This window comes from Aminobacterium thunnarium (assembly GCF_055390565.1).
This window is the reverse complement of sequence record NZ_AP042412.1, coordinates 964,865-987,110: the sequence shown is the minus strand read 5'-3', so window position 1 is coordinate 987,110 and position 22,246 is coordinate 964,865. Positions and strand designations below refer to the sequence as shown.

Annotated in this window: 21 protein-coding genes and 8 tRNA genes; 24 read left to right on the top strand and 5 right to left on the bottom strand. The window is 41.0% G+C overall.

Annotated elements, in window-relative coordinates; translation table 11 throughout:
* Positions 1–3 precede the first annotated feature (3 nt).
* The 12 genes from guaB (at position 4) to ribF (ending at position 9,576) form a co-directional block, all read left to right on the top strand.
* A complete protein-coding gene (gene guaB / locus ACZ5GY_RS04860; protein WP_213695624.1) occupies positions 4–1,479 on the top strand; it encodes an IMP dehydrogenase in 1,476 nt (491 codons plus the stop codon).
* Between the two features lie 12 nt (positions 1,480–1,491).
* Complete coding sequence (locus tag ACZ5GY_RS04855; protein ID WP_213690128.1) at positions 1,492–1,680, top strand: hypothetical protein; 189 nt, start codon at positions 1,492–1,494, stop codon at positions 1,678–1,680.
* A gap of 149 nt (positions 1,681–1,829) precedes the next feature.
* Positions 1,830–2,312, top strand: coding sequence for a ribosome maturation factor RimP (locus ACZ5GY_RS04850; protein ID WP_213690127.1), 483 nt, complete (start codon positions 1,830–1,832; stop codon positions 2,310–2,312).
* A 43-nt stretch (positions 2,313–2,355) separates the two neighbouring features.
* Positions 2,356–3,444, top strand: coding sequence for a transcription termination factor NusA (gene nusA, locus ACZ5GY_RS04845; protein WP_213690126.1), 1,089 nt, complete (start codon positions 2,356–2,358; stop codon positions 3,442–3,444).
* A gap of 15 nt (positions 3,445–3,459) precedes the next feature.
* Positions 3,460–3,735, top strand: coding sequence for an RNase P modulator RnpM (gene rnpM, locus ACZ5GY_RS04840; RefSeq protein ID WP_213690125.1), 276 nt, complete (start codon positions 3,460–3,462; stop codon positions 3,733–3,735).
* Positions 3,732–4,064 carry a L7Ae/L30e/S12e/Gadd45 family ribosomal protein gene (locus ACZ5GY_RS04835; RefSeq protein WP_213690124.1) on the top strand — a complete coding sequence of 111 codons (333 nt, stop codon included), beginning with the start codon at positions 3,732–3,734 and terminating at the stop codon, positions 4,062–4,064. The genes rnpM and ACZ5GY_RS04835 overlap by 4 nt, the downstream gene beginning before the upstream one ends.
* Positions 4,051–6,051 carry a translation initiation factor IF-2 gene (infB, locus tag ACZ5GY_RS04830; protein WP_307880033.1) on the top strand — a complete coding sequence of 667 codons (2,001 nt, stop codon included), beginning with the start codon at positions 4,051–4,053 and terminating at the stop codon, positions 6,049–6,051. Before ACZ5GY_RS04835 ends, infB begins: the two co-directional genes overlap by 14 nt.
* Positions 6,051–6,398, top strand: a complete 348-nt coding sequence (locus tag ACZ5GY_RS04825) for a DUF503 domain-containing protein (protein WP_213690122.1) — start codon at positions 6,051–6,053, stop codon at positions 6,396–6,398. Before infB ends, ACZ5GY_RS04825 begins: the two co-directional genes overlap by 1 nt.
* A complete protein-coding gene (rbfA, locus tag ACZ5GY_RS04820) occupies positions 6,367–6,747 on the top strand; it encodes a 30S ribosome-binding factor RbfA (RefSeq protein WP_213690121.1) in 381 nt (126 codons plus the stop codon). The genes ACZ5GY_RS04825 and rbfA overlap by 32 nt, the downstream gene beginning before the upstream one ends.
* Positions 6,731–7,720 (top strand): DHH family phosphoesterase, encoded by a 990-nt coding sequence (locus tag ACZ5GY_RS04815; RefSeq protein WP_213690120.1) that lies wholly within the window; start codon positions 6,731–6,733, stop codon positions 7,718–7,720. The genes rbfA and ACZ5GY_RS04815 overlap by 17 nt, the downstream gene beginning before the upstream one ends.
* Positions 7,717–8,634 carry a tRNA pseudouridine(55) synthase TruB gene (truB, locus tag ACZ5GY_RS04810; protein ID WP_464112060.1) on the top strand — a complete coding sequence of 306 codons (918 nt, stop codon included), beginning with the start codon at positions 7,717–7,719 and terminating at the stop codon, positions 8,632–8,634. The genes ACZ5GY_RS04815 and truB overlap by 4 nt, the downstream gene beginning before the upstream one ends.
* A gap of 18 nt (positions 8,635–8,652) precedes the next feature.
* Positions 8,653–9,576 carry a riboflavin biosynthesis protein RibF gene (gene ribF, locus ACZ5GY_RS04805; RefSeq protein ID WP_213690118.1) on the top strand — a complete coding sequence of 308 codons (924 nt, stop codon included), beginning with the start codon at positions 8,653–8,655 and terminating at the stop codon, positions 9,574–9,576.
* On the opposite strand, the gene ACZ5GY_RS04800 is transcribed toward ribF, so the two are convergent.
* The 3 genes from ACZ5GY_RS04800 to ACZ5GY_RS04790 are packed head-to-tail and all read right to left on the bottom strand — an operon-like array spanning position 9,560 to position 11,850.
* Positions 9,560–10,849, bottom strand: coding sequence for a Y-family DNA polymerase (locus ACZ5GY_RS04800; protein WP_213690117.1), 1,290 nt, complete (start codon positions 10,847–10,849; stop codon positions 9,560–9,562). The genes ribF and ACZ5GY_RS04800 overlap by 17 nt on opposite strands.
* Entirely contained in the window at positions 10,827–11,117 is a 291-nt protein-coding gene (locus ACZ5GY_RS04795; RefSeq protein ID WP_213690116.1) for a LexA family transcriptional regulator, read from the bottom strand. The genes ACZ5GY_RS04800 and ACZ5GY_RS04795 overlap by 23 nt, the downstream gene beginning before the upstream one ends.
* Positions 11,118–11,142: 25 nt before the next feature.
* A complete protein-coding gene (locus ACZ5GY_RS04790) occupies positions 11,143–11,850 on the bottom strand; it encodes a LexA family protein (RefSeq protein ID WP_307880039.1) in 708 nt (235 codons plus the stop codon).
* Between the two features lie 121 nt (positions 11,851–11,971).
* Here ACZ5GY_RS04790 and ACZ5GY_RS04785 point away from each other — a divergent pair.
* From ACZ5GY_RS04785 to ACZ5GY_RS04765, 5 genes are all read left to right on the top strand, one after another.
* Positions 11,972–12,047, top strand: a tRNA-Arg gene (locus ACZ5GY_RS04785).
* 195 nt (positions 12,048–12,242) lie between these two features.
* A complete protein-coding gene (locus tag ACZ5GY_RS04780; RefSeq protein ID WP_464112059.1) occupies positions 12,243–12,656 on the top strand; it encodes a DUF1850 domain-containing protein in 414 nt (137 codons plus the stop codon).
* Positions 12,657–12,687: 31 nt separating this feature from the next.
* A complete protein-coding gene (locus ACZ5GY_RS04775; protein ID WP_213690113.1) occupies positions 12,688–14,658 on the top strand; it encodes a TRAP transporter permease in 1,971 nt (656 codons plus the stop codon).
* Positions 14,659–14,761: 103 nt separating this feature from the next.
* Complete coding sequence (ileS, locus tag ACZ5GY_RS04770; RefSeq protein WP_464112058.1) at positions 14,762–17,542, top strand: isoleucine--tRNA ligase; 2,781 nt, start codon at positions 14,762–14,764, stop codon at positions 17,540–17,542.
* Positions 17,543–17,612: 70 nt separating this feature from the next.
* A complete protein-coding gene (locus ACZ5GY_RS04765) occupies positions 17,613–18,614 on the top strand; it encodes an RluA family pseudouridine synthase (protein WP_213690111.1) in 1,002 nt (333 codons plus the stop codon).
* On the opposite strand, the gene ACZ5GY_RS04760 is transcribed toward ACZ5GY_RS04765, so the two are convergent.
* The gene (locus ACZ5GY_RS04760; protein WP_213699607.1) at positions 18,544–20,256 is read right to left on the bottom strand and encodes an Rqc2 family fibronectin-binding protein; all 1,713 of its coding nucleotides are present in this window, start codon (positions 20,254–20,256) and stop codon (positions 18,544–18,546) included. The two genes, ACZ5GY_RS04765 and ACZ5GY_RS04760, sit on opposite strands and share 71 nt — an antisense overlap.
* A 151-nt stretch (positions 20,257–20,407) precedes the next feature.
* On the opposite strand from ACZ5GY_RS04760, the gene ACZ5GY_RS04755 reads away from it, so the two are divergent.
* Together ACZ5GY_RS04755 and ACZ5GY_RS04750 are read left to right on the top strand one after the other, a co-directional pair.
* Positions 20,408–20,482: transfer RNA gene (locus ACZ5GY_RS04755), tRNA-Ala, on the top strand.
* Between the two features lie 10 nt (positions 20,483–20,492).
* Positions 20,493–20,570 (top strand) — tRNA-Pro (locus ACZ5GY_RS04750).
* 52 nt (positions 20,571–20,622) lie between these two features.
* Here the strand turns inward: ACZ5GY_RS04750 and ACZ5GY_RS04745 are convergent.
* The gene (locus ACZ5GY_RS04745; protein WP_464112057.1) at positions 20,623–21,402 is read right to left on the bottom strand and encodes an enoyl-CoA hydratase/isomerase family protein; all 780 of its coding nucleotides are present in this window, start codon (positions 21,400–21,402) and stop codon (positions 20,623–20,625) included.
* Between the two features lie 207 nt (positions 21,403–21,609).
* On the opposite strand from ACZ5GY_RS04745, the gene ACZ5GY_RS04740 reads away from it, so the two are divergent.
* The 5 genes from ACZ5GY_RS04740 (at position 21,610) to ACZ5GY_RS04720 (ending at position 22,090) form a co-directional block, all read left to right on the top strand.
* Positions 21,610–21,686, top strand: a tRNA-Gly gene (locus ACZ5GY_RS04740).
* A gap of 21 nt (positions 21,687–21,707) precedes the next feature.
* Positions 21,708–21,784, top strand: a tRNA-Arg gene (locus ACZ5GY_RS04735).
* A 22-nt stretch (positions 21,785–21,806) separates the two neighbouring features.
* Positions 21,807–21,883 (top strand) — tRNA-His (locus ACZ5GY_RS04730).
* Between the two features lie 18 nt (positions 21,884–21,901).
* Positions 21,902–21,978, top strand: a tRNA-Arg gene (locus ACZ5GY_RS04725).
* 36 nt (positions 21,979–22,014) lie between these two features.
* Positions 22,015–22,090: transfer RNA gene (locus ACZ5GY_RS04720), tRNA-Lys, on the top strand.
* Positions 22,091–22,246 lie beyond the last annotated feature (156 nt).

Sequence of the window (22,246 nt, the reverse complement as noted above, 5' to 3'; positions counted from 1 at the left end):
TTAATGTCTATTGAAACCAAATTTGTACCCTATGAGGGTTTTACTTTTGATGATGTGTTGCTTGTCCCTGGATATAGTGAAGTCGTTCCTGCTAACGTAGATGTAAAATCATACATCACGCCGGATATCCAGGTTAATGCTCCTATTTGTAGTGCTGCTATGGACACAGTTACAGATGGTAGGCTTGCTATAGCTATAGCACGTGAAGGTGGCGTAGGTATTGTTCATAGAAATATGCCCTTTGATAGGCAGGCAAAAGAAGTAGACATGGTCAAAAGATCAGAAGCAGGAGTTATTGTTGATCCTTTCTTTCTTCACCCAGAGGATAAAGTCAAAGAAGCATTGGAATTGATGGAGCATTATCACATTTCTGGAGTTCCAATAGTAGACAATAACCAAAAGCTCGTAGGAATTATCACAAACAGAGACCTCCGTTTCGTAACAAATTATGAACAGGATATTTCTGCTATCATGACTCATGAGCATTTAGTAACAGCTCCCGAAGGAACCACTCTTGAAGAAGCTAAAGATATTCTTATGAAACATAAAATTGAGAAATTACCCCTCGTCGATAAAGAACAGAAATTAAAAGGACTCATCACAATAAAAGATATCCAAAAGGTAAAGGATTTTCCAAACGCATGTAAAGATCTTCACGGACGTCTTCGTGTAGGAGCAGCTGTAGGTTCCAGCAGAGATGTTTTCGATAGGGTAGAAGCTCTCGTTAGAAGTGGAGTAGATATTATCGTTGTTGATACAGCGCACGGACATTCTTCAAAAGTTCTTCAGACAGTAAGAGATATACGAAAAAAATATAAAGACTTGCCTCTTATCGGTGGTAACATTGCTACTGCAGAAGCAGCAGAAGCTTTAATTGACGCTGGAGTTGATGCAGTAAAGGTTGGAGTAGGACCTGGTTCCATATGTACCACCCGTGTTATTGCTGGCATTGGTGTTCCACAGCTTTCTGCTGTCTTTAACGTTTCTCAGGTAGCCCACGCCCGAGGAAGAAAAGTAATAGCAGATGGTGGAATTCGTTATTCAGGAGACATTGTAAAAGCTTTAGCTGGTGGCGCAGATACTGTAATGATAGGATCTCTGTTTGCAGGAACAGAGGAAAGCCCCGGCGAGGTTGTAATTTATAGAGGACGCTCATTTAAAGGCTATCGCGGAATGGGATCATTGGGTGCAATGAAAAATGGATGCAGCAAAGATCGCTATTTCCAAGAATCAGCAACAAGTGAGAAGCTGGTTCCAGAAGGAATTGAAGGTCTTGCCCCTCATAAAGGTCCTATAGCTGGCGTTGTTTACCAACTTGTTGGTGGATTGCGTGCCGGAATGGGATATGTTGGAGCAAAAACAATAGAGGATTTACATAAAATTGCTCGATTTGTTAAAATAACACCAGCGGCTGTAAAAGAAAGCCACCCTCACGATGTAGTCGTGACCAAGGAGGCCCCTAATTACTGGATTGAATAGAAGGTGTCTATTATGTATGTTTGCAGGATTTTAGATCGTGATAAGAAAGCTTTAACTACATATTGGGAAGGTGTTCTTGAGCTTCCAAATTTGATCGAAGAAGTCCTTGCAGATAGACTGCTAAAAGATAACAACATTGAAGAATATGAAGCTTCCCTCCCTGATTGGTGGGGAACATTCATAGGCGAAAATTATTTATAGAGTTGTAAGAAAACCATAAAACATGTTATACTAAGCAGGAATACATGGTGAGAGGGAAGTTATGCGTGGTTATTACCAAAGAGTGGGTTTGTCCCACTCTTTGTTTTTTGTGTAACTCTCGGCCTCTAGCTCTAAAAGGAGGAAAGGTTATGGCAGAGCCTGCGTTTAAAAAAGAAGATTTATCCATTTCTCTTCGCCATATTGTAGAAAATCTAGGATATGAATGCGTCGGCATTGTTTTCGCAAAAGAATCAAATAATCTTTACATCAAAGTCTATCTCGACGTTCTCGGTGGAATAACGGTAAAAGATTGTGAAACAGTTTCTCGTAGTCTAAGCCACTTTCTTGATGAACATGATTCTGCTCTTCCTAATCGTTATTTCTTAGAAGTGGGTTCAGCAGGTTTAGACAGGCCGCTTTTCACACTCGACGACTACGCGCGTTTTGAAGGGAAAAAAGCAAAAATTCGTTGCCTTCCAATAAAAGAAGGGCGAAAGCGCTTTAAGGGAATAATAAGTTCCGTAAACAAGGAGAAACAGAGTATATTGATCCAACTTGATGATTCAACAGAAGAAGAGGAAATACAGTTTGATCTTATTCAAAAAGGGAACCTTGTTTACGAAGGAGAGTAATAAATAACAACAGATGGGGAATTGTTAGAGGAGGAGGAGAAATATGCAGCTTGGGCGTGATTTCGTCCGTGCATTAAAACAGCTAACTGCGGAACGGGGATTGACTGCTGAGGTAATAGCATCTAGCCTCGAAGCAGCACTTATTTCTGCGTACAAAAAATATCAGGGCGGAGACCAAAATGTCGAGGTTCATATAGACCTTGATAGCGGAAACGTTTCCATCTGTGAAGTACGGCTCATAGTTGACGATGTCGTTAATCCTGACACCGAAATATCAATTGAAAAAGTTCGTGAACTTGGTTATACAGATGTAGAAGTTAACGAATATATTAGAATCGAAAGAAATCCCGAGAATTTTGGCCGCATAGCTGCCCAAACGGCACGGCAGGTAATCATACAAAAATTAAAAGACGCAGAACGTCAGATTATTTTCGAAGAATTTTCTGGCAAGGTTGGAGATCTTGTTAACGGAATTATTTTTAAATCGGAAAATGATCAGGTACTTGTTCGTCTTAATGATCGCACAGAAGCTATTTTACCGCGCGAAGAGCGCATTATAAACGAACGCTATATACCTGGCGAACGACTTAAATTTTACCTGCTTGATGTTAGACAGACAACTCGTGGACCGAGAATAGTAGTTTCACGAACACACCCGGGGTTGCTCAGAACATTACTCGAACTTGAAGTGCCTGAAATACAGGAAGGCATTATTGAAATTAAGGGTATTGTACGGGAAGCAGGTACGAGAGCTAAAGTGGCAGTTCAAACGCTTGATAGCAATGTTGATCCTGTGGGCGCATGTGTCGGGAGCAATGGTGCTCGAATCAAGTCTATCAGTCAGGAGCTTTCAGGTGAAAAGATTGATGTTATTATATGGAACAGCGATCCGTTAATCTTCATACGTAATTCGCTTTCACCTGCAAAAATAGTCAAGATTGAGCCTGTTCTTGAGCAGGATAAGGCAGTTACAGTCTATGCTCGACCTGATCAACTCTCTCTTGCTATTGGAAAAGCTGGCCAAAATGTTCGGTTAGCAGCACGATTAACAAGCTGGAAAATCGATATTAAGGCACTTGAACCGGAACGTATGCCTACGCTTCAAGATATTTTTCAGGATATTATAGATTAAGAGGTGTTGCCCTTAATGACTGAAGCGAAGCGCAAGAGACCGAGAACTTGTATTGGATGTCACTCTGAAAGTCCTAAGAGAACTCTTGTTCGTGTTGTCCGTTCTCCAGATGGTATAGTTACTATCGATCAAAGTGGGAAAAAACCTGGCCGAGGGGCCTACCTCTGTTTAAACAGAGAGTGTATAGAACTAGCTCGAAAAAAGAAGGCACTATCGAGAGCTTTACGGTGTGAAGTGGATGAAAAAATCTACGATGAACTGCTCTCGTTGATTTTGGAGCAAGAACTATGATAGAGGAGAAGATCTCTTCTTTTTTAGGCCTAGCTCGTCGGTCAGGGCAGCTTGTAATAGGAGCAGACGAGATTAACAAAAAACTAAAAGGAAATAAAGAGGGGCTACTCGTTCTTTTGGCGTCAGATGCTTCCGTTGCAGTAAGGCGAAGCGTCATAGCGAAAGCTAAGCGGGGGCAATGTGATTTGAGAGACATACCCCTCACTTGCGGAGAGGTATCAAGGGCCATAGGAACCACAAGTACGCAAGTTGTGGCTTTGCCACTACATAGCGGCCTTGGGGAGAAAATACAAGCCCTGCTAGCGGAAGGGGGAAATGTGCTTGAGTAAAATAAGAGTATATGAATTAGCCAAGATGTTAGGAATAAGTAATAAAGATTTGTTGACAATGCTAGAGGATCTTGGCATTGAAGCTAAAACACATATGAGCTCTATTGATAACGATGTTGCTCAACTTATTGAAGAAGCGATTCACGACAAAAAAACTCAACAACCACCTATAGCAGAGAAAGAGGAAACAAAGGTGAAGGAAAAACTGATCATAAGCGTTCGAGAGACCGCAACAGTAAAAGATGTAGCAACACAGATGGGTATTCCTGTAGCAGAAGCTGTCAAAGCTTTAGTAGATGAAGGTATTATGGCTCCCGCAGGGACTCAAGTTAACGAGTCTATTCTCGTTGTACTCGGCGAAGCTTACGATGTAGATTTTGAGTTTGAGGAAAGCACTTCAACATCGAAAGAAACAGCGGCTGAAGAAGGTCAGAGTGTTTCTCGTGGTAAGCCAATTTTCCATGGTGATCACATGGAGCTTCGCCCGCCTATCGTAACTGTTATGGGACATGTTGACCATGGGAAAACAACGTTACTCGACTATATACGTAAAACGAATATTACTGCACGTGAGGCAGGCGGTATTACTCAGCATATCGGTGCTTCCACTGTTATGTATGAAGATAAGAAAATAGTGTTTCTTGACACTCCTGGACACGAAGCTTTTACAGCAATGAGAGCTCGTGGGGCTCAGGCTACTGATATCGCGATCCTTGTAGTCGCTGCTGACGACGGTCTTATGCCACAAACCAGAGAGGCTATTAACCACGCTCAAGCAGCGGGTGTTCCTATTGTTGTCGCCGTAAATAAAATTGATAAACCCGCAGCACGCCCAGACCGCGTAAGACAGCAGTTGTCAGATGTTGGGCTGGTTCCGGAAGAGTGGGGCGGAGATACAATTATGGTCGATGTTTCGGCTAAGTCAGGAGAGGGTGTTCCCCAACTCTTAGAAATGGTTCTTCTTGTTGCAGAAATGGGCGAACTTAAAGCTGATCCTACAGTTACTCCTGAGGGCATTGTCATAGAAGCGAATCTTGATAAAGGTAAAGGACCTGTTGCAACAGTAATTGTGCAGCAAGGAACGCTTCGTAAAGGAGATATCATCCTTCTTGATACGACATGGGGAAAAATAAGAGCTATGCTTGATGCTCGTGGTCGGCAGCTAGCAAAAGCTGGTCCTAGCACCCCAGTAGAAGTCTTGGGCCTTACATCTGTTCCGCAACCTGGTGAGCATTTCATTCTTGTGGATAGTGAAAAAACAGCCCGAGATGAAATATCGAAACGCGAGCAGGAAAAACGTGATTCCGAAGGCACAGCCGCAAAACGTCTTACCCTTGAAGAACTCTATTCCCAAATGAAAGAGGGAGAAATTCCACAACTTAACTTGTTGGTAAAAAGTGACGTCCAGGGAACAAATGAAGCTCTGTGCGCTGCTTTAGAAAAAATGGGCACTAATGAGGTCGGAATTAATATTATTCATAGAGGCGTTGGACGAATTGCTGAGTCTGATATTATGCTCGCTACAGCTTCTAATGCAGTTGTCATCGGATTTAACGTGAGACCAGATAAGAATGCTCAAAAAATAGCTGAAACAGAGGGCGTGCAGATTCGTCTTTACGATGTAATTTATGATGTAATTGATGACATTAAAGCAGCTCTTGAAGGAATGCTCGCACCTACAATACGTGAAGAGGTAATAGGCCAAGCTGAGATAAGACAAGTTATCAAAGTCCCCAAAGCTGGTAAAATTGCGGGTTGTTACGTAACTGAAGGTACTATAAAACGAAATGCCAAAGTTAGGATTATCCGCGATGGAGTCGTTCTTTGGGCTGGAGCACTTGCTAATTTAAAGCGCTTTAAAGATGAAGCCAAAGAAGTAAATGCAGGCTATGAATGTGGAGTAAACTTCACTAATTATCAGGACTTTAGAGAAGGGGACATTATCGAAGCTTTTGAAATAGTGGAGGAAAAACGGCATCTTGAATAATGAAAAATAACGAGAAAATAGTACCTTATATCGGTTTTTTTCAAATTCAAATAGATATTCCTGCATGCCGAAGCGTAAAAGAACGCCGACAAGTAATTCGTTCGCTTATTGATAAAATTCGTCGACGCTGGAACGTATCTGCTCTTGATCTTGGCCCAGAAAATCGATGGGATCAAGCATATATAGCATTTTCACTTGTAGGAAATTCGTACGGAATGTGCAAAGACCGTATAGAGATAATAAAGAATTTTATTGAGCGAGAAGAAGATATGGCGGCGTTTACAATTATACATTTTTGGCAAGAGGTAGATGCATATGACGAGTTATCGAATGCAGAGAGTGAATAAGCAACTTCAACGAGAAATCAGTTTGCTTCTAGAGTATAAAATAAAAAACGATGTAGCTAAAGAAGCTATCATTACAGAGGTTTCGTGTACTAAAGACCTTGAAATGGCAACTGTTTTCTTTATCACCCTCGATAAACAACAGCGAAAAACGGTCCTCAAGGCGTTACAGAGTGTTGCTGGTCCTATACGTTCTCTCTTAGGGAAACGTTTACGTCTTCGACAGATACCAGAAATACGATTTGAAGTAGATCCTTCTGTAGATTATGGACGGCATATTGATGCGCTGTTAGACAGTATTAAAGAGGATTCATTGCCTGAGGATGAAGAAAGAGATGGAATCGAAGAATAACGTTACACTAGAAAAAGTTTTTTCTTTATTATGTGCTTCGCCATCATGGGTCATTCTTACCCATCAAAAACCTGATGGAGATGCGGTAGGTTCAGCATCGTCTCTCGCTGCATATGGTATGGAAAATGGGAAAAAGATTCGTTGGGGAGGGGGTAATCCTCTCCCACCAACGTATTCTTTTTTGCCATTAAGTGGAACTTATGAGGTTTTTAACCGCGCAGAAGACCTTTTACCCCTTTCTAAAGATACTCTTATTATCTCTTTAGATACGAGTAACATTGAACGATCTATTCCCGAACTTGAAAAAATTCATAATGACGCTCAAATTATAAATATAGACCATCATGGAGATAACACTCTTTATGGTGATTATAATTACATAGATGAAAATGCCTCTTCACTAGGAGAAATACTTTGGCATATGTTCCATCTTTGTAATGCATCATACAGTTGCAATTCTGCAATTGGTCTTTATACAGCTATTGTCACGGATAGCGGAAAATTCTCTTTTTCTTCAACATCGCCTCGTACTCATGAAGCTGCTGCTGAATTAATCAAAAAAGGAGTTTTACCCGCAGAAATCAGCCATAAAATTTTCTACAATCAGCCTATTGAAAGCATGAAACTTTGGGGGAAAGCCTTTGAAAGAGTGGAACTTGCTGGTCACTCGAAAATTTCCATTTCTTGGCTTACATTAGAAGATTTTTTACAACTCAATTCTTCTCCTGCCGATACAGAAGGCCTTGTTAATGAACTTCTTAGAGTTAAAGACGTAGAATTTGCAATTCTCCTCGTTGAGGAAGAAGATCAGATTCGAATTAGTTTACGTTCTCGTGGCGTTATTTCTGCCCGTGATATTGCCCATCGTTTCGAAGGCGGTGGTCATATGCAAGCAGCAGGATGTCGAATAGAGGCTCCTCTTTCTCAAGCAATTCAAATCATAACTAAAGCAGTTGAAGAGGCTATGCAATGATTAGTGGGCTTATCCTTATCGATAAACCTAGAGGGATACGAAGCACTCATTGCGTTTCCACCCTTCGCAATATTTTGAAAAATAAGATAAAAGTGGGGCATGGAGGCACTCTTGACTCTACTGCAGACGGCCTTCTTGTACTTCTAGTGGGAAGCGCAACGAGACTATCTAATTACGTTATGATGTTACCTAAAGAATACTCTGTTACAATCCAACTTGGAACAATAACAGATACCTTAGATTATGGGGGAGAGGTGCTTGCAAGAAATTATTTCAAGCATATTTCCGAAAAGGATATAGATGTATTGTTACCAGCCTTTCTTGGAACAAGAATGCAAAAACCACCGGTAATTTCTGCTCTCAAACTTCAAGGGAAAAGAGCTTCTGATTTAAAACGTAGCGGCCTTGAGCCAGAAATGCTTCCTCGTCCTGTTACGATTACATCTATTTGTCGCATATCAAGCTTAAATACAGAAGGTCAGGTTTCCCTTTATATAAAATGCCACAAAGGAACCTATGTTCGGAGTATTGTAAGAGATATAGGGACGATGTTAGGATGTGGCGCGTCTGTCCTCAAACTTACCCGTGTAAAAACAGGTTTTATGTCGTTAGATCAAGCTCTTCCTTTTGATGAAATGATTAAAATCAATGAAAAAAATATTAGTGAAACGATATTACCAATACAAAATTTCATAAAGCATTTTACTCTTTACGATATTGCAGAACCTCTGGAAGTAGAACTTAAAAACGGAAAGATTATTCCACTTACAGAGTTACAGTGTATATCGAGAGGAATGGTTTTTGCCCAAGATGCAGTATGTGCAGCTGGCAAAAACTTGGTTTCTCTGGGAATATTAAGATATCGTAATAATAAGGCTTTTTTTAAGCCACAAACTAATCTCTTCTTAGAATAACATAAAGAGGTATATGTAATGATTCAGGTCTTAGGAGCTTTTGATGGTTTTCATAAAGGACATCAGTTACTTCTTAAAGAGGCTGAACGTCTCTCTAAAGAAATAAATGACGCGTGGGGAGTTGTTACTTTTTCCCCACATCCTCAATATATTTTTAATCCAGAGCGTCTGTTTCTTCTCTTTAGCGAAATAGAAAAAAGACATATAGCATCAGCACTTCAAATACCAAATATCCTTTGGGTACCTTTTGATGAATATTTAGCAACACTAAACCCTCAAGATTTCTTGGAGCGTCTGGAAAGTCTAACATCGGTATCGGGTATTGTAATCGGTGAAAATTTCCGTTTCGGTGCTGGTCGAAAAGGTGATATTGCTTTTTTACGCCAATATTGCCATGAAAAAAACATTCTGTTTTCTCCTGTTCCTACTTTGGAAATAGACGGTCTTGCCGTAAGTAGTACCGTTATACGAAGTGAAGTTCTTTCTGGACGAATGCAAATGGCCAAGTACCTGCTTGGATACCCATTTTTTATATATGAAACAGTTATAGAGGGACATCATCGAGGAAGAGAATTAGGCTTTCCTACAGCTAACCTAGCCGTTCCTACCCGTAAAATTATTCCCCCTAGCGGGGTCTATGCAGCTACAGTTGTTCTAGACAGTACTTTTTATCCAGGAGCACTCAATATAGGTTCAAATCCTACTTTTACTGATGTAAAAGGTCTCAGGATAGAAGTCCATATTCCAGGCTTTACAGGGGACCTCTACGGCAAAAAAATAATGGTGTTCATAGAAGAATATTTACGGGGAGAACAACGTTTTGCAAATCGTCAGGCATTATCAAAACAGCTTGCTCGTGATGCAGAACTTTCAACTGAATATTTTGAGAAAAACACAGTAAAAGACGAACCACTCTACAGACGTTTCAGTTGCCAGCTTTAAGAGATGGAATATCTTCCCAACGAGTAGTATATGAAGGGGACTTTCGATCGGACCGGGGAACCCAATTTTTCTCCGGTTCCGAATAAAAAATAGCAGGTGTAATAATGTTTTTCCTAAAATTCATATTAATTCTATCGATAACTTTCATTAAGGTTTGCTTTTTCTTCTGGCTTACTTTCGATAGATCTTCAAAAAGATACTCCTGTCTATAATTTTGCGATATTAATTTCGCTAGAATTACTCCAGCTTTTACATAACAAAGTCCGTCTTTGTAAATTTGAGCTAAGCCTGTAAGGGCAAGTTTTATAAGATCGGGCGTGTAATTTGTAGGATATGGGGCAGCAATCTCAATAGAATTAGAATAAAAAGAGGGGAGAAAACGATTGGTAGCAATAAAAATATTTATTTCACTTGCCAAAGCTCCTTCTTGCCGAAGGCGGATTCCTGCAGAAGAGACAAAGTAGGTTATGGCTGTTTCTAAATCATTATAATTTCGTACCTCCCTGCCAAAAGAGCGCGAAACTTGTATGCTTTTTTGCATTACTTCTGTTTCTTTTATCTTTATACAAGGAATCCCACGAAGTTCCCATACTGTCTTTAAACCGGAAACACCTGTAATTTTTAGGATGCGTTCATCATGTATATCCCGCATATCTTTTGCCGTTCTAATTCTGTTTTTTATTAATCGCTCTGCAAACTTTTTCCCTACTCCCCAAATATCATTTATAGAGACATTTGCCAAAAACATATCTTTTTCCGCAGAAGATAGAGATAAAAGGTTATACCATCCTTTCGTTTCCTCATGTCTTTTAGCATATTCAGCGGCGAGTTTAGCAAGAGTTTTCGATGTAGCTGCACCTATGGAAATAGGGATTCCGACCCATCGGTAGACTTGATCGCGTATATAAGCTAACGTTTTCGATAACTGAGAGCGACTCGACAAATCTAACGTTAAAAAGGCTTCATCTATAGAGTATTTCTCTAAAAAGGGTGTATTCTGACCCAAGATAGCCATCACCCTTTCAGAAATATCATGATAAAGTTCGAAATTACTTGAAAAAACTGTAATCCCATAATGACGACAAGCATTTTCTATTTGAAAGAAAGGAACTCCCATAGAAATACCCAGCGCTTTAGCTTCATTAGAACGGGAAACAACACATCCATCATTACTAGAAAGCACTATAACTGGTCTATTTTGTAGATCTGGTCTGTAAAGCCTTTCACATGAAACAAAAAAATTATTACAATCACAGAGAATTATTGGCTTCATATGTTCCTGCTTCATGACAAAACCACGTCACAACCCCCCAAATATCTTCTTCTTTTATATTCTTAAAAGAAATTCGTTTAAAACCCTGATTCTCATCATAGACAACAACTTGATCCCCCGAAGAAGGCCGAATAGAACGATCAACGATACATATTGTTGTGTCTTCTCTAAACAAAAAAGTAGCAGGAGGTGTGGGAATAAGAATATTTAATAGCTCTTCATGTATAGACGGTGGTTTCTTATCCGTTCGAGTAAATTGTATTCCCATGTTAGTATCCCTCCCTCCATGTTTATTAAATTCCTCTTTTAGGTATGACGCTTACTGACATAACCTTTCCACAAATTCTAAAAAAATCCATATTCCCGGCATCCATTTCTTCTGCAATCTCTTCTTTGGAAATAATAATTGGCGGATACTTGCCAGGATTAGAAGAACGCAATTCGATATGATCTTTATATTCGTAATACCATTTAACTGCCAAATCTCCACGACGTCCCCATTTAACTAGAATAGAATCACCGTTATAGACAGGCTCTTCAGGGTTAATGGTGATACGAGCTCCATCTGGGATTCCAGCCTCCTGCATGCTGTCTCCCTCAACTTTAACGGCATAGGGGCGTTGTTCTCCTATTCGTCCAAGATCATCTTTCGCAACAAATAGAGAAGTGGAGGATTCAGGAATAACGTCGTCCATATCTCCAAACCCCCACCCCGCACAAGCAACAAGGGAAGAATCCAATAGAGGAACCGCTACGACAGCTTCTTTTTCAAAATTCCAAAGTGAACCATCAGCGTTATCACATGTTTCTTCTCCCATCAGATAACCTACAGTTGTATCTAGTGTCTCGGCAAGTGCCGACAAATGAGAGGCGTCTGGCAAACGTCTTTCTTTTTCCCAACGAAGAATAGTATGAAAAGAAACGTGTATCATTTCAGCAAGTTCAATTTGAGTAAACCCTCTCTTTACTCTTAATTCAGCAAGTTTATCTCCGGAAAACATCTAATCACCCTCTTTATATTCTTTATATACTATCCAAATAGCTATAAAAAACAAGGGGGAATCTCAAAAAGATGTGTTGCACTAAAAAGTAGCACGTGATAACATAATCGCCGTCCTGAGCGGGCCTGTAGCTCAGTGGATAGAGCGACGGCCTCCTAAGCCGTAGGTCAGGCGTTCGAATCGCCTCAGGCTCGCCATTATAAACAAAATCAATTTTTAGAGTTGTCAAATAACGATGAAAGCGGGTATAATCCTCACGGGGTCACGTTAATAAAAGGCGCATCCGGGAGGGGGGGAAAGCGACGTTTGATTGGCGTGCTTTAAAAATTTTCACTCTTTTAATTTTTCTATCTATTTTCTATCTACTTTTCGTTCCTGTTCACTTCTTATCTTTGCGAACTCAAGATCAAAAAATTTGGTCAGCACCAGTTCCTTCTGGAACTAGAATAGTAACCGGATTCGTTCACTCCGTTGAAAAAACTCCTGTTGAGGATGTTTATATTGTGTCAGGTGGTCGTATTTGGCTTTGGGAGGAGCGTTTTCGATCTCATAACGCAGGGCTTCCAACCGAACCTCCTAAACATGGGCGATTTTTATTGCACAAAGATTGGATGATTGTCCAAGGAAGTTCTTATGAGTGGGAAACATTACGAGTTCGCATAGGCGATAGCCAAATAGGGAAAAACTGGTTTTCGTCTACTATGACTGGTAAACTTGACCTTTTCCAAACAATACCTAATAGCCTTCTCTACGTTGAAATGAAACAGGTTCCTCTATTTTTTAAAAAGATGCCTTTTACTTTTTAATTAAGTTCATCACGACTGGAGGTGGAGATATTTGGGTGAAGTAAACAACAAGCAAAACGTAAACACCGAAACAGCTCAGAATTCAGAAATTAACCTTGATGAACTCCGACGCCAGTTTGACACGGAAGCTCGCTATCGTGACCTTTTCGGTTGGCAGGGCCTCGTAATAACAGCTTTAGCCGTAGGTATGTCTCTTTTCCATTTTTACACATCCGGTTTCGGGCTCCTCTTAGCAATGAAACAACGTTCTTTACACTTAGCTTTTGTTCTTGTTCTCGTCTATCTTTTGTACCCAGCTCGTGAAACAAGCAAGAAAGATGGCATTCCATGGTATGATTTCATACTTGCAGCAATGGCAGCTTTCTCAACTCTTTATCTCTTCGTTGAATTTGAAGAAATGGTAAATAGAGCAGGGTTGCCAACAACCATGGATATTATTGTTGGTTTTATGGGTATTATTCTGCTATTAGAAGCAACGCGCAGAGTGTCGAGTCCCATTTTGCCATGTATAGCCATATTCTTTCTTTTCTACTGTTATTTTGGACGCTATTTCCCTCAAATGTTCCAACACAGAGGTTTCAACATCCAAAGAATTATTAACCATATGTATTTAGGTACAGAGGGTGTATTTGGCATTCCTCTTGGTGTTTCTGCTACCTTTGTGTTCATGTTTATTCTTTTTGGTTCCGTTCTGGAACAAACGGGAATGGGCCGTTTTATTATTGACTTGGCTATGGCCCTTGCTGGAGGCGCAACAGGGGGCCCAGCTAAAGTTGCTGTGTTGAGTTCCGGTTTTATGGGCTCAATATCAGGGTCATCAGTCGCCAATGTATGTACTACGGGGATGTTTACCATTCCTCTTATGAAAAGTGTAGGATATAAACCTCATTTTGCAGGTGCCGTTGAAGCAGTAGCATCAACAGGAGGACAAATTATGCCTCCTGTTATGGGCGCAGCCGCCTTTATAATGGCCCAGTTCATGGGAGTTCCTTATGTTCATGTTGCTTTGGCCGCTGTGGTACCAGCCCTGTTATATTACTTTGCAGTTATGGTACAGGTACACCTTGAGGCTACACGTCTGGGTTTAACTGGATTACCTAGAGAAAAACTTCCTAAGCTTTTCAAATTGTTAAAAGCAAAGGGACATCTTTTATTGCCTCTTATAGCTATCGTCTATTTCTTGCTGTCAGGCTACACGCCTTTAAAGGCAGCGTATTATGGAATCATAATCAGTATTGCTGTTTCTTTCTTAAATAAAGAGACACGCCTTACGCCGCAAAAGCTCAAACTTGCTCTTGAAAGCGGAGCAAAAGGAGCACTGGGCGTAGCATGTGCTTGCGCTACAGTGGGAATTATTGTAGGAACAGCAACGTTAACTGGTTTGGGATTGCGAATAGCAAGTGCAATTGTAGCCATAGCCGGAGGAAAACTTCTTCCCACGTTGTTGCTAACCATGATTGCGTGTATCTTGCTTGGTGCAGGGCTTCCTACAACGGCAAACTTCATTGTTACAAGTACAATGGCTGCTCCAGCTCTTTTCCAGTTAGGTGTTCCTCCAATGGCAGCGTACATGTTTGTTCTCTACTTTGGTATTGCTGCGGATCTTAGCCCCCCTGTCGCACTCGCAGCTTATGCAGGTGCTGGAATTGCAGGAGCTGAACCAATGCGTACAGGAGTTACAGCTGTAAAACTGGCCTTAGCGGGTTTTATAGTTCCTTATATTTATGTGTTCAATCCAATGCTTGTGCTTGTCAATTTCAGCCCATTACCGTTTACTATGGCCATAATAACCGCTATTTTGGGCGTATTTTTACTTGGAATGAGCACTATTGGATATTACAAGGCTCCTATGGCTTGGTGGAAACGCATTATAGCGTTGGGTGGAGCTCTTGGGTTACTAATCCCGGGGTGGCAAACTGACTTGATAGGATTGATAATCCTCATCGGAATCCATATTTTACAAAAAATGGAAGTCAAGAAAAAAACCGGGATGGTGTCGTAATATTTTACAAGTTTTCAAGTTGTGCTAAAATCAACAAGTTACGAATTTGCCGTCTCTGTTTTTTAGAGACGGCCTTTTCCTATTTGAAAGGAGGTAAATAACATTGGCTACAGATTATAAGGACACACTCAAGTTGCCCAAGACATCTTTCCCAATGAGAGCAAACCTGGCCAAACGAGAGCCTGAATATCTCAAGTTCTGGAAGGATATCGACGTTTATCACGAAATGTTAAAACAACAGGAAGGGAAAGAGTCCTTCATTCTACATGACGGACCTCCCTATGCAAATGGGAATATACATATAGGAACAGCATTCAACAAAATCCTCAAGGATTTTATTCCCAAATACAAAGTAATGAAAGGTTACTATGCTCCCTACGTTCCTGGGTGGGATACACACGGACTTCCTATAGAACTTCATGTTCTTAAAACCCATGGGATTACAAAAGACGCCATTGATCCTGTTGAACTCAGAGAAAAATGTACAAAATATGCGCACGAATTTCTTGATATTCAGAGAAATGATTTTATACGCCTTGGTGTAATAGGTGATTGGGAAAATCCATATATTACACTTAACCCAGAGTATGAAGCCGCTCAATTGAGCACTTTTGCAGATCTCGTTGAGAAAGGCCTCGTTTATAAAGGTCACAAACCTGTTTATTGGTGTATAGATTGCCAAACAGCTCTAGCTGCCGCAGAGATAGAGTATTGGGATGAAGTGTCTCCATCTGTCTTTATCGCTTACTCTATGCCTGAAATTGGCAACAAAATCGATGTGTTAAAAAATCGTGATGTTAATGTTATCGTTTGGACAACCACACCGTGGACACTCCCTGCAAGTATGGCAGTAGCCCTTGGGCCCGGCTATGACTATGTATTTGTTGAGAGTGGAGATAAGGTTTATCTTTTAGCGGAAGCTCTTCTCGATTCTGTTGCGAAAGAAACAGGTCTTCAGTTTGGTGAAATTCTTTATCGTTGCAAGGGAAGGGAACTAGAAAAAGAGAAAGCAATTCATCCTTTCTATTCCGATAGAGTTACTCCATTGCTTCTTGCTGATTACATCTTGCTCGATACTGGTACTGGTTGTGTTCATACGGCACCAGGTCATGGTGTTGAAGACTATGAGACTGGCGTTCGATATGGAATAGAAATTTACAACCCAGTCGATGGTAGCGGTCACTTCTTAGAAGAAACACCAATCGTTGGCGGTCTTTCCCTTGACGAAGGCGCCAAAAAAGTTCTTTCTATACTTACAGATAACGGTCGTCTTCTTGGTGAAGGTAAGATTATGCACTCTTATCCTCACTGCTGGAGATGTAAAAAACCTGTTATTTTCAGATCGACAGAGCAGTGGTTTATAGCTGTTTCCCAGTTTAGAAAAGAAGCCCTTGATATTATCGATAAAGGGGTACAGTGGATTCCAGATTGGGGAAAAGATCGCATTTATAACATGGTTCGTGACCGTTCTGATTGGTGTATCAGCCGTCAGAGAGTTTGGGGAGTTCCAATTCCCGCCTTCTATTGCGAGGATTGCGGTGAACTTATTTTAAAACCTGAGCTTATCAGAGCCGTACAGGAAAAAGTCAAGAAAGAGGGTTCAACTATTTGGTGGAAACTTACACCGGAAGAACTGCTTGGCGATTTAGCTGTATGTCCAGCCTGTGGAAGCCATCATCTGGTAAAAGATTCGAATATTATGGACGTTTGGTTCGACTCAGGTGTCAGCCATTTCTCAGTTCTCGAAACACGTCCAGAGTTGAGATGGCCTGCCGATTTATATCTTGAAGGTAGTGACCAGCACAGAGGATGGTTCCAAACCTCGTTGCTTACTTCTGTTGCCACTCGTCATCAAGCTCCTTATAAGAGTGTTCTCACTCACGGTTTCATTGTTGACGGAGAAGGCAAAAAGATGTCTAAATCTATTGGTAATGTTATAAGACCGCAAGAAGTCATCGATAAATATGGCGCCGATATCTTGAGATTGTGGGTTGCTTCTACAGACTATAGAAACGACATTCGTATTTCTGATGGCATTATCAAGAGCTTAACGGAATCTTATCGACGTATTCGAAACACTGCCAGATACTTATTGGGGAACCTTTCCGACTTCAATCCTCATAAAGATTCTGTAGCTTACGATGAACTTATGGAAATAGATAAGTGGATCTTGTCAAAGCTCAATGAGGTTATCGAACGTGCAACTCAGGGCTTTGAAGATTATGAATTCCATGTACCGACTTTTGTCATTCATCAGTTCTGTGTAACCGAGCTGAGCTCATTCTTCCTTGATGTAAGCAAAGATCGGCTTTACGCTGATGAAACCGATTCGATTTCCAGACGTGGCTGTCAGACTGTAATGTGGCAAATACTTGATACTCTAACTCGCTTACTGGCTCCTATTCTGAGCTTTACTGCTGAAGAAATTTGGCAGGAAATGAAAAATATGGATCCTGACTTGCCTAAGAGTGTATTTTTATCCTCTTGGCCAGAAGTAAATTCTTCTGAAATAAATGCTCAACTTGACGAAAAGTGGGATCGAGTTCTAACCATGCGAGGAGCTATTAGCCGAGCATTGGAATCTGCCAGAACAACTGGTGTCATCGGTCACTCACTGGAAGCTCGTGTTGAAGCTCAAATATCCAAAGAGTATGAGCATTCACAATTTACTGATGAAGAGTGGTCTATGTTCGCTATTGTTTCAGACTTTAAGTGGGTAGAAAAACCTTCTGATTTAGCCATAATGTGGCAAGATGAAGAAACTGGATTAACGATTGCTGTCGATAAAGCCAAAGGCGAAAAATGCCCACGATGCTGGAAATACTCAGAAGAAGTTGATGAAAGAGGATTATGTCCTCGCTGCACACGAGTGTTAAAAGATTAGTTTCATACTAATAGAACAAAACAGAGGCGAGATCCTTTTCTCGCCTCTGTTTTTAGTAAGGCAGGTTACCATGTCTGAAAAAGAAAATAAAGAGCTTTGGGAAGGCAATGAAAATAGCGAGGAAGTTCAAGAAAATAGTAACGAAGGGAAAATTCTAACCTCTCCTCAAGAGAAAGATGCAAATCTGCGTCTTGATCTCTTTCTTGCCAATGAATTAGGGCTGACCCGCAATTATATTCAAAAGCTTATTCATATGGGAAATGTTGAGATTTTAAATCTTCAGCGTAAGCTCAAGGCGGCGTTGAAAGTGTCGCCTGAAATGCAGATTGTCGTAACTTTGCCACCCATAGAAACATTGGAAGTCGAGCCTGAACCTGTCTCTTTTGAAGTCGCATATGAGGATTCGTCTCTTCTCGTTATAAACAAACCTTCTGGACTCGTAGTACATCCAGCGCCAGGAAATTGGCATGGGACGTTGGTTCATGGTTTACTTTATGCCTACCCTGATATGAGAAAATTTGACGAAGAGGTTCGTCCAGGTATTGTTCATCGCCTTGATGGAGGAACATCCGGTCTTCTTGTTGTTGCCAGAAACCGCAATGTTCTTTTACTTCTTCAGGAACAATTTCGTTCTCGCTCTGTTGAGAAAAAATATCTCGCTTTATGTCGCGGAACTCCACATAGGAAAACAGGTCTTATAGACGCGCCTATAGGCCGTAGCCATCGCAACAGAGTTATGATGGCTGTTACTGAGTCAGGTCGGCCGTCACTAACGGAATATAGAGTGCTTTGGAGCCAAAAAAACTATAGCCTTATAGAATGTACCCTCCATACGGGGCGTACCCATCAAATTCGCGTACATCTCAAACATATTGGATGCCCACTTGTTGGTGATGAACTCTATGGAACTAAAGAGTGTCTTCAAAAGACGCCAGGCAGAATTTTTCTTCATGCCTGGAAACTTACGTTTACACATCCAATAACTGGCCGAGAAATGAAATTCAGGGCCGAACTTCCCCAAGAGCTATCTCTTTTTCTGAAAAATATTCTTTCCAGCGATCGGGCTCGATAAGAATTGTTTCCGGATGAGTATAAGTAACGTGAGCTATGCCGCTTCCGGGAATATGTCGCACATGTTTCCGTTCCGTATAATCTACTTGTACTTTGGTAGAATGGCGAGCTTTACTGAAAAAGGCGGCCAATGAAGCAGCTAGTACCAATAAATCGGTCCCTTCAAGATTTTCCTTTCGTGCTTCTGGATGTTTAATAATGACATGCGAACCTGGAATTTCATGCACATGAAGCCATATATCTCCAGCAGTTGCTTCTTGAAAAGTAACATGTCGGTTTCCTCGAGCATTCAGACCAACAAGAATAAGAGCTTCCTCATAAGAGAGACGAAGATGAGGTGGAGTTGAAGACTCTTTTTTCGAACGTTTCCTCTTTTTATTTTTATTAGGAACAAGCCACTCTTTTATATCCCGGCACACGGAATCAATCATTGATGGAACCTCAAGTTCTTCAATAATATCTATCTGATCTTGAAGCTCCGATATTTTATCTGTCAGTTCAGAGATTTCACGCTCGATTTTTTCAAGATCTCCCTTTGCTTTTTTGTACTTTTTAAAGTAAACAGCAGCATTATCAGAAGCGTTTTTTTTGGGATCTAAAGGGATCTGTAGTGTAATTTCCCCATCTTCTGTCCAACCTGTAAGAGAAATGTTTTCTGTTCGAGGTGGAATTTTATATAGATTGGCTAGCAGCAATTCACCACAATTTTTATACCACGGTGCTTTTTCTGATTCTGAACGTTGCTTCTCTATGCCCTTACGATGTCGCTCAAGAGATTTTATCTCTTTCTTTATAACCTTCAGCGTATCTTTCTTAAGCCTGTTGCTTTTATCCCAAAGTAAAGGATCGACCACAAAGTCTTTAGACACAATAAGGGCCTTATTTTCGTTCACAGGTATCATATCTTCCAACAAAAGGGGAAAGATCGTAACATAGTTCTTCCACGTCTGTATAAGGCTATTTTTGAGGGTCTCTTCGTTGTAAAGTTTTGCAATATTGCCTATCCATTCGCCTGATGTAAAAAGAGATTGATGAGCTTTTATAAATTGTCTAAGCCCTTTACCAATTCCCTTCATCATAGCGATATCTTCATAAGCAGAGTCTTCCGGTTGAATATCAAAAGGAGATGGCCCTTGAAGTGGAGGAGGAGTAATGTAGGGATGAGAGGGCACAACCGTTCTGTACCTGTTAATTTCTGGATGGATATGTTTAACACAATCAATGATAGTGTTATTTTCGTCAAGAAGAATAAGATTACTATTCCTTTCCATGCATTCAAAAACAAGAGAATTTTCTACATCAAAACCTGCTCCTACCTTGCGAGAAAATTTTAATATTAAAAGTCTGTCAAAATCTATTTGTTCAACAGCAGTTAGCTCGCCTTTTACAAGATGGCTTTTAAGGGCATCTGCAAAGCGAAGTTTCCCCGATGAAAAACGCTTCATTAAATCAAGATCTTCTTCATCGATAAGACAACATCCGAAATGCTGAGGATGCCAACTTATCAAAAGAGAAAGAGTCTGAGAAGAGAAGCGAAGTGCTAACCATGTATCTCCGCCCTCCACACGAAAAAGCCGTTGCCCAAGAAACATTTCTTTCATTTCTATAATCCATTTAGAGACAAATTCTGCACCATATATCATTTTAAAATTCCTTTCTTACGCTTTATGTATTAGAATATATAGATAAACACTCTAAGGGAAAGAAGTCAATGAGAGACAACTTCTCATAATATCCAGAAATAAGCTTGACAACTTCCCTTTCGATTATTACAATATTCGCCGTTGATTGCTTGGGGCTGTAGCGCAGGGGGAGCGCGCTTCCTTCGCACGGAAGAGGCCGGGGGTTCAAATCCCCCCAGCTCCACCAGTGCTTATCACGGGGCGTAGCGCAGTCTGGTTAGCGCACCTGCTTTGGGAGCAGGGGGTCGAAGGTTCGAATCCTTTCGCCCCGACCATTTTAGATAAAGAGGAAATTGCTTTTTGCAATTTCCTCTTTTTTTGACTTTTTTATCTTTCTTTCCAGTGAGGGGAACGTTTTTCAAAAAAAGCAGAAATTCCTTCTAGAGCGTCTTCTGTAGTGCAGAGTCTCGCAAAAACCTCATTAGCGTAGGCAAATTGTTTTTCATATTCCATATCTTGTAATGTATAAAAGCCTTGCTTAGCCATTTGTATTGCGAGTGGACTTTTCTGAGCCAGTTCAGAAGCCCAACTTCTCGTTTCATCTTCTAGTCTATCGAAAGGTACAACCTTATTAATCAAACCAAGAGAAAGAGCTTCTTGAGCATGAATAAGATTCCCATATAACACCATTTCTAAAGCCTTTTTGCGCCCTACAGACTTAGATACGGCAATTACAGGACCAACACAATGAAGACCCACATTAATCGCTGTCAATCCCATTCGTGCGTCTTCTGAAGCAATCGCAAGATCCGCTGCAGCGATAAGTCCTAAACCATTTGCAGCAGCGACACCATGAACCTGGGCAATAACAGGCTTTTTCATCTTAGAGATTGTCACAAAAGATTTTTCCATTCTTTCAACCCACTCTCGATACTCCAACGGGTTCTGTTCAGGAAATTCCTTAAGATCTATACCGGCACAAAAAACTCTTCCTGCACCCTTTACAATAATTACTCGTATATCTTTATCTTCATCAAGTTCAAGAAGAGCTTTATCAAGTTCACATGCCATCTGGCTATTAAAAGTATTGAGATTTTCTGGACGATTCAATGTTATTCGCCCTACACGATCTTCCCACTTTTCAATAGTTATCTCTTTATAGCTCATTCTGCTCTTACCTCCTTGTTATAGTAATAGAGCTGCTACTTTGTGTAACCATATAAAATGATACTATCAATGCTCATAGCAGTCTTATTTTCTGTTACAACAGTTTAAATAATTTTTACATCAAATTTCTATCAAAAAAAGGTTGCAGGAAACTCGGTCATATGGTAGTATTTCCCGTGCTGAACGAAGCCAACTTCGTTGCGACGAGCGGGAATAGCTCAGTTGGCTAGAGCGATGGCCTTCCAAGCCGTAGGTCGCGGGTTCGAATCCCGTTTCCCGCTCCAATTTTATCGTAACATTCGCAGGCGCCTGTAGCTCAGGTGGATAGAGCAACGGCCTTCTAAGCCGTGGGTCGCGGGTTCGAATCCTGCCGGGCGCGCCACTTGAATCTTGATATGGATATGGTGAGCGTAGCTCAATTGGTTAGAGTACTGGACTGTGGCTCCAGATGTTGGGGGTTCAAGTCCCCTCGCTCACCCCATTTTTTAAAATGCGGTACGCGCCCGTAGCTCAGCTGGATAGAGCGACGGACTTCGGATCCGTAGGTCGCGGGTTCGACTCCTGCCGGGCGCGCCATTAGTATTCGCATAAAATAAATGAATAGCTCTTCGTGGACCGTTAGCTCAATTGGCAGAGCACCTGACTCTTAATCAGGGGGTTACAGGTTCGATTCCTGTACGGTCCACCATTTTTTTGTCTGTGTGATTCCAAGCTAGTAATAGCAACGATTCCCACACTTTTTCTCCCTTACGTGTAGACCGAACCCACCTCTCAAAAAATGTGTCAAAAACACCTCTGTCAGGTGATCAAAAACAAGCGGATTCCCAATGTCAAGACCTTACAT

Excerpts from the sequence above, each read along its gene's own strand:
- guaB (WP_213695624.1), top strand. The coding sequence starts at position 4 with ATGTCTATTGAAACCAAATTTGTACCCTATGAGGGTTTTACTTTTGAT.
- ACZ5GY_RS04855 (WP_213690128.1), top strand. The coding sequence starts at position 1,492 with ATGTATGTTTGCAGGATTTTAGATCGTGATAAGAAAGCTTTAACTACA.
- ACZ5GY_RS04850 (WP_213690127.1), top strand. The coding sequence starts at position 1,830 with ATGGCAGAGCCTGCGTTTAAAAAAGAAGATTTATCCATTTCTCTTCGC.
- nusA (WP_213690126.1), top strand. The coding sequence starts at position 2,356 with ATGCAGCTTGGGCGTGATTTCGTCCGTGCATTAAAACAGCTAACTGCG.
- rnpM (WP_213690125.1), top strand. The coding sequence starts at position 3,460 with ATGACTGAAGCGAAGCGCAAGAGACCGAGAACTTGTATTGGATGTCAC.
- ACZ5GY_RS04835 (WP_213690124.1), top strand. The coding sequence starts at position 3,732 with ATGATAGAGGAGAAGATCTCTTCTTTTTTAGGCCTAGCTCGTCGGTCA.
- infB (WP_307880033.1), top strand. The coding sequence starts at position 4,051 with ATGTGCTTGAGTAAAATAAGAGTATATGAATTAGCCAAGATGTTAGGA.
- ACZ5GY_RS04825 (WP_213690122.1), top strand. The coding sequence starts at position 6,051 with ATGAAAAATAACGAGAAAATAGTACCTTATATCGGTTTTTTTCAAATT.
- rbfA (WP_213690121.1), top strand. The coding sequence starts at position 6,367 with ATGACGAGTTATCGAATGCAGAGAGTGAATAAGCAACTTCAACGAGAA.
- ACZ5GY_RS04815 (WP_213690120.1), top strand. The coding sequence starts at position 6,731 with ATGGAATCGAAGAATAACGTTACACTAGAAAAAGTTTTTTCTTTATTA.
- truB (WP_464112060.1), top strand. The coding sequence starts at position 7,717 with ATGATTAGTGGGCTTATCCTTATCGATAAACCTAGAGGGATACGAAGC.
- ribF (WP_213690118.1), top strand. The coding sequence starts at position 8,653 with ATGATTCAGGTCTTAGGAGCTTTTGATGGTTTTCATAAAGGACATCAG.
- ACZ5GY_RS04800 (WP_213690117.1), bottom strand. The coding sequence starts at position 10,849 with ATGAAGCCAATAATTCTCTGTGATTGTAATAATTTTTTTGTTTCATGT.
- ACZ5GY_RS04795 (WP_213690116.1), bottom strand. The coding sequence starts at position 11,117 with ATGGGAATACAATTTACTCGAACGGATAAGAAACCACCGTCTATACAT.
- ACZ5GY_RS04790 (WP_307880039.1), bottom strand. The coding sequence starts at position 11,850 with ATGTTTTCCGGAGATAAACTTGCTGAATTAAGAGTAAAGAGAGGGTTT.
- ACZ5GY_RS04765 (WP_213690111.1), top strand. The coding sequence starts at position 17,613 with ATGTCTGAAAAAGAAAATAAAGAGCTTTGGGAAGGCAATGAAAATAGC.
- ACZ5GY_RS04760 (WP_213699607.1), bottom strand. The coding sequence starts at position 20,256 with ATGATATATGGTGCAGAATTTGTCTCTAAATGGATTATAGAAATGAAA.
- ACZ5GY_RS04745 (WP_464112057.1), bottom strand. The coding sequence starts at position 21,402 with ATGAGCTATAAAGAGATAACTATTGAAAAGTGGGAAGATCGTGTAGGG.